5 protein-coding genes are annotated in these 6,029 nt (G+C 44.8%); 1 reads left to right on the forward strand and 4 read right to left on the reverse strand.

Annotation, left to right across the window (positions count from 1 at the left end; translation table 11 throughout):
* Nucleotides 1–166 precede the first annotated feature (166 nt).
* Nucleotides 167–379: a hypothetical protein gene (locus J6U00_RS08165; RefSeq protein WP_296580875.1), complete on the forward strand. Its 213-nt coding sequence runs from the start codon at nt 167–169 to the stop codon at nt 377–379.
* 123 nt (nt 380–502) lie between these two features.
* Here J6U00_RS08165 and J6U00_RS08170 read toward each other — a convergent pair whose 3' ends face one another.
* From J6U00_RS08170 to J6U00_RS08185, 4 genes are all read right to left on the reverse strand, one after another.
* A complete protein-coding gene (locus tag J6U00_RS08170) occupies nt 503–1,009 on the reverse strand; it encodes a GNAT family N-acetyltransferase (protein WP_296580877.1) in 507 nt (168 codons plus the stop codon).
* Nucleotides 990–1,544, reverse strand: coding sequence for a hypothetical protein (locus J6U00_RS08175; RefSeq protein WP_296580879.1), 555 nt, complete (start codon nt 1,542–1,544; stop codon nt 990–992). The genes J6U00_RS08170 and J6U00_RS08175 overlap by 20 nt, the downstream gene beginning before the upstream one ends.
* Before the next feature lie 349 nt (nt 1,545–1,893).
* Nucleotides 1,894–3,318 (reverse strand): pyruvate kinase, encoded by a 1,425-nt coding sequence (gene pyk, locus J6U00_RS08180; protein WP_296580881.1) that lies wholly within the window; start codon nt 3,316–3,318, stop codon nt 1,894–1,896.
* Between the two features lie 30 nt (nt 3,319–3,348).
* Nucleotides 3,349–5,706 carry a UvrD-helicase domain-containing protein gene (locus tag J6U00_RS08185; RefSeq protein WP_296580883.1) on the reverse strand — a complete coding sequence of 786 codons (2,358 nt, stop codon included), beginning with the start codon at nt 5,704–5,706 and terminating at the stop codon, nt 3,349–3,351.
* Nucleotides 5,707–6,029 lie beyond the last annotated feature (323 nt).

The raw sequence follows: 6,029 nt of genomic DNA on the forward strand, positions 1-6,029 counted from the left end.
CAATATTACTGATATTATGAGTAAAATAGCAAAAATATATGTAAGCAGTTGAAGGCTGCCTTTTTTTCTGAAGCGAATAACTCCGAAATAAGTGAGAGAACATATTACCGAGCATGCTGCAATGATAAAATAACAGACAATATAACTATCAAGGATACTATTTGCATTGCGCGAAATATTCCACTCCAACTCTCTTGTAACCTGCCAGATATTTGACATAGCTGTCAGAGAAAGAAGAGTTCCTGTGATATACCTTGCAGGAGGGTTCCTGAACTTACCGATAATGAATAGTATTGAAACTATCAGTAAAGAAAAAAACGGCAATGTGGACATAAATGCAACTGGCAAAGATAAAAATATGGAATCGACAACATTATAAGCGCCTTCTGGATCAGAGTAACCTAAATAAAAATGCAAAGAAATTATAACAATTGCTGAAAGAGCGCAACCGGTGAAAATCTCTATTCTGCGCATCTTTTTTTGTGTACTTGGGGACATTGATCTACTCCTTTGAGACGTATATTCTGGCTTTAAAGGTCTTCTTTCCGTCGTAGCTTGAATACTCGCCATATCCTTTGAAAACAAGTCCGCACTTTTCTATTACGTGTGCGGAGGCTGTATTCTCATCCGCGCACATAGCCTTGAAGCGGACTTCGCCGAAGCTCCGGCGTACAAAGTCCATCATAGCTTTTACAGCCTCTGTGGTGTAGCCCATGCCCCAGCAGTCATAGCGGAGATTGTAGCCGAACTCCCAGAAACCGTCCTCTTTGAGCCTTATACCGCCTGCACCTATGAGCTTATTATCGCTTCTGCGAACAAAACCGAACTCGTATGCAGTATCCGATGTGTTTATACTCCTTAGCCATTCCTTTGTGGTCTCAACACTTTCGTGGGTGGAGTATATCATGTACCTTGCCACTCTCTCGTCACCTGTCCACTCAAAAGCGGCTTCCGCGTCGTCAATGGTAAGGGGGCGGAGCATAAGACGGTTAGTTGTTATCGTCGCCATCTTCTTTGGTTTCCGTGTTCTCAGCTTTATCAGCGTTGTCAATAACTACAGGCTGCTTTTCTGTTCCATTAAACACTCTCTCAAATACCATAAGCGGAGCAAGAAAAGCAAGTGCCAGAAGTAATATCGTTACGCATATGTATAGGTAAGAGTCATCACTGTATTTACTGACGCGTCTCACTCCTGTCAGTAGCTTTCTGAACTCGGAGCCTCCATGCAACAGTAATTTTACGATATGCTCTGCTACCCACTTAGGTAAAAAAAGAATGACAAGAGCAGTTTCACCTGCTATAGCCTTTTTACTTTTATTTACAGTGCTGTCCTGCATGAGCAGTGGAAGAAATATCACGCATGCCGTCAATAAATTAAATGCGTTTATCACAGCAAGAAGTCCTAAAGCTATATAGGTGTAAATCAGTATATGCTTTCTGGACTTCCATATATTATTCCTGTTCATGGCCATAAAACCAATGAATATTGCCACTCCAAGTATAATGCTTCCGCCAACATACTTTATCATTAAATAGGTAGGCATTCTGCCAATTGTATACACACCGTCATACGAAGTAAAATGTCTATATATAATTATCAATCCGTTAGAGCATAAAAAGGCTATCAAGCCTGTTATACAATACGCTATTTTTATAGGTAATCCGCGGTATATCCTGAATATGAGCATTACACCGATCAGCATATAAAAAAGATAGATTAGAAAATATCTATCATATACCACTAATTCTTTCAGCTTCATATCACCCAGATGTGATAAATCAAACTTTTGAGAATAAAACTGAAATAATTTATATAGTATGCTCAGTGTATATACTATTATTAGTATTCCAACTATTATCTCAACGATCCTGTTGCGTTTTGCTACAGACATGTTATTTACCTATTTTTTCAACTTTCATTAGATTCGTTGTACCCGATACTCCGAGGGGAACGCCTGCAGTGATAGCCACAAGATCGCCGTCCTCAACGAGTCTGTGTGACTCGGCAGCGTCGACTGCTGCGGCAAAGAGATCATCAGTGTTGGTCTTTTCGTCGATGATGAAGGGGATAACGCCCCAGCTCATATTCATCTGACGGCATACGACCTCGCTCATGGTACAGCTTATGATAGGACAGCTGGGACGGTATTTGGAAATAAGTCTCGCAGTCTGTCCGCCGAGGGATACTGTTATGATAGCTCTTGCATTCAGGTCGTGAGCGGTAGTAACAGTAGCGTGGGCGATAGCCTCTGCAACGCTTCCGTTCTGCTCTGCACGGCGTGAAGAAAAGCGTGTCTTGTAGTTGATATTGTTTTCAGTTGTCTCGGCAATGAGAGCCATAGTCTTTACAGCTTCAACAGGGTATGAACCGGCTGCGGTCTCGCCTGAGAGCATTATAGCGCTAGTGCCATCGTATATAGCGTTGGCAACATCGGTAATCTCCGCACGGGTTGGGCGGGGATTTGTTATCATGGACTCCAGCATCTGAGTAGCGGTTATTACCTGTTTTCCTGCGTTGTAGCCCTTCTTTATAAGTGACTTCTGTATTGCAGGTATCTGCTCAAAAGGAATCTCTACGCCCATGTCTCCGCGGGCTACCATGATACCGTCTGCGGCTTCCAGTATCTCATCGATGTTCTCGACACCGTCTGTATTCTCTATTTTGGCGATTATTCTTACGTCGAACCAGCCGAGGCTCTGCGTGAACTTTCTCAGATAGTTGATATCAGCAGCGGTGCGGACAAAGCTTGCGGCGATGAAGTCGAAGCCCATTTTTGAGCCGAATTCGAGGTCGTCCATATCTCTTTCACTGAGATATGGCATGGAGAGCTTTACTCCGGGTACGTTTATTCCCTTATTATTTGAAAGCGTTCCGCCGTGTATTACGCGACAGACTATCTCTGTGGTTGTTACTTTTTCTGCAAGAAGCTCGATAACTCCGTCGTTGATAAGTATCCTCGTGCCCATGCTGACGTCACGGGGGAGCTTCTTGAAGCTGATGCTGCCTATTTTGTCTGTGCAGAGCACATCCTCTGTGGTGAGGGTATAGGTATCACCGTCGTGTATCTCGACGGGTTTATCGTCAACGAATTTGCCGAGTCTTATCTCAGGACCCTTTGTGTCAAGAAGGGTAGCGATAGGCATATCCAGTTCCTTCCTGAGCCTTTCAATAACGCGGAAACGCTTTTCGTGGGTCTCATAGTCTCCGTGGGAAAAGTTGAAACGGGCAACGTTCATGCCAGCGAGCATGAGTTCTCGCATTATCAGTTCGTCGTCTGTAGCCGGACCTATCGTACATACTATCTTTGTTTTTCTCATTTCAATATGCCTCTTTTCCGAAGGATATCATCAGAGCTTTTTCAGCTTTGCGTAATTTGCCATTATTTTCTTTGTGCCGACCTTGTCAAAGGCTATTTCAAGCATGGAATCGTTTGCCATTGGCTTAACGGAGACTATCACTCCCTCGCCGAATATGCTGTGGGAAACCTTTTCTCCTGCGGCATAAGCAACAGCCTCCTTGGGTGCTGCTGCGTTCTTCTTGCTACTTGCCAGCTGCTGCTGGAGAGTTGCGGAATGCATCTCAGTTACGGACTTGTCGTTCTCATCCAGCTGCTGCTTCATAGCTGCGGCATTGTCATGCTTTTCAACGAGCTCACTGCCTATCTCGCGCATAAAACGTGAGGTGACATTGTGCTGAGTCTGACCGAAGAGCATACGCTGTCTTGCATTGGTGAGATAAAGACGCTTCTTTGCGCGGGTGATGGCAACATAGGCGAGACGCCTTTCCTCCTCCATATCGTCCTCACTGTCAAAGGAACGTGAGCTTGGGAAGATACCGTCGTCCATACCCGTTACGAATACGTTTTCATATTCCAGTCCCTTTGCAGAGTGTATGGTCATAAGGGTTACCTTGTCGTCGCTGCCGTTGTCGCGGTCAGCCTCGGTATACAGAGCTACTTCCTCAAGGAAGCCGCCAAGTGTGGGTTCCTCCGCCTGTTCCATATACTGAACTATGGAGGTGCGGAGCTCCTGCACGTTCTCTATCTTTACTTCTGCGTTTTCGAGAGTCTTAAGGCTGTCAAGATAGCCTGTCTTATCGAGGAGCAGGTCGAGAAATTCGTCAAGAGGGAGTTCCTCCGACTTCTCGGTGAGCATCTCGAACATCTGATAAGCGCTTTTCAGCGGCGAAAGCTTCTTGGAAAGGGGAGCGTACTCGTCGCAGTTTTTGAGTACCTCGAAGGGAGATATCTTAAGATCGCGGCTTATATCTTCTATTACTGTAAGCGTGGAGTCACCTATGCCACGCTTTGGTTCGTTGATTATACGTCTGAACCTGAGCATATCGTTATGGTTGTTGATAAAGCTGAGGTAAGAAGTGACGTCCTTTATCTCCTTGCGGTCATAGAATCGCATACCGCCGTATACACGGTAGGGTATGCCGCATTTCACCAGCATACGCTCTATAGAGTTTGACTGGGCGTTCATGCGGTAGAGGACAGCGTTATCGGAGAAACGTCCGGTTTCCTTATATTTTTCAAGTATGGTGTCTGCTATGAATTGAGCTTCATCAGTGTCGTCTACAGCTTTGTACCAGTATACCTTGTCACCCGGCTCACCGGAGGTCCAGAGAGTCTTGGGCTTGCGGCTGTTATTGTGGCTTATTACTGAGTTTGCCGCATCGAGTATAGTCTGCGTGGAACGGTAATTCTGCTCGAGGCGTATTACCTTTGCTCCCTCGAACTGATTCTCAAAGCCGAGTATATTCTCTATATTAGCGCCGCGGAAGCGGTATATGCTCTGGTCGTCATCTCCCACCACGCATATATTGCTGTGTCCTCCGGAAAGAAGAGACACGAGCCTGAACTGTACGTGGTTTGTGTCCTGATACTCGTCCACCATTATGTATTTGAATCGACTGCGGTATTTTTCCAGAACCTCCGGGAACTGCTCGAAAAGTTCCACGGCAAGCACGAGGATATCGTCGAAATCTAGAGCGTTTGCCGCTTTCATTCTCTCCTGATAAATGGCATAGAGTTTTGCCACCATTTTTTTGCGGTAGTCCTGTCCTGCCTCCGAACGAAGCTCTTCAGGTCCTATCATCTTGTCCTTGGCTATGCTTATCTCGCTGAGGACAGCCTTAGGAGCCAGCTGTTTTTCCGATACGTCGAGTTCAGTCATTACATTCTTTATCATTCTCTGGCTGTCGTCGGAATCATATATAGTGAAGTCCCTGCCGTAGCCGAGGGCTTCTATCTCGCTTCTGAGTATTCTCACACAGGCTGAATGGAAGGTGGAGGCGTTGATATTCATAGCCTCTTCGCCGAGCATTGAGGAAAGTCTCTCTTTAAGCTCGCCGGCAGCCTTGTTCGTGAAGGTTATTGCAAGAATGTTCCAAGGACGCACGGGGTCAACGGCAACGATATCCCTGAGAGTATCGAAGTCGTCTGTCTTTCCGTCAGCATAGTCCTGAAGAAAAGCTATATCCTCCTTGCTGCCCTTACGAGAGGTATCGAAGTATGCGTTGCCGAAATTTATCATATTTGCGATACGGTTGACGATAACAGTTGTTTTACCGCTTCCCGCGCCGGCAAGTACAAGTACAGGTCCGTTAACGGTGAAAACAGCCTCCTGCTGCATATCGTTCATACGGCTGAAATAGCGTTTCAGCGCTGCCTGTTTTACAGAATCATAAGAATTGTTTTTCATAAAAAGTTCTCCATATACGCCATAAAATCCAAAGTGCAATCTATACACTTTCGTTATAATTCCCCTTGTTTCACCAGCTTTTGATAAACTGATAAATATATTATAGCATATTTGTCAATACTTGAAAACCCCCTGAAAGGAATTTTTTTCATTTTTTTATCTCTATATAAATAAGTGTAGGTCAGGGGAAGGTTTTCACGCATACATATCGCTGTAGGAAAGCTGTAATATTGTCAATGAATTGTAAGAGTTTGCAACCTTTTGATAAGAAAATATACTCTGAATCGTATAGAAATTGAAATAGTCCTGTTGTTGTAATCAGG

The organism is Ruminococcus sp. (assembly GCF_017650195.1).
In the GTDB taxonomy this organism is placed as follows: Bacteria; Bacillota; Clostridia; order Oscillospirales; family Ruminococcaceae; genus Ruminococcus.

Excerpts from the sequence above, each read along its gene's own strand:
- J6U00_RS08185 (WP_296580883.1), bottom strand. The coding sequence starts at position 5,706 with ATGAAAAACAATTCTTATGATTCTGTAAAACAGGCAGCGCTGAAACGC.
- pyk (WP_296580881.1), bottom strand. The coding sequence starts at position 3,318 with ATGAGAAAAACAAAGATAGTATGTACGATAGGTCCGGCTACAGACGAC.
- J6U00_RS08170 (WP_296580877.1), bottom strand. The coding sequence starts at position 1,009 with ATGGCGACGATAACAACTAACCGTCTTATGCTCCGCCCCCTTACCATT.
- J6U00_RS08175 (WP_296580879.1), bottom strand. The coding sequence starts at position 1,544 with ATGCCTACCTATTTAATGATAAAGTATGTTGGCGGAAGCATTATACTT.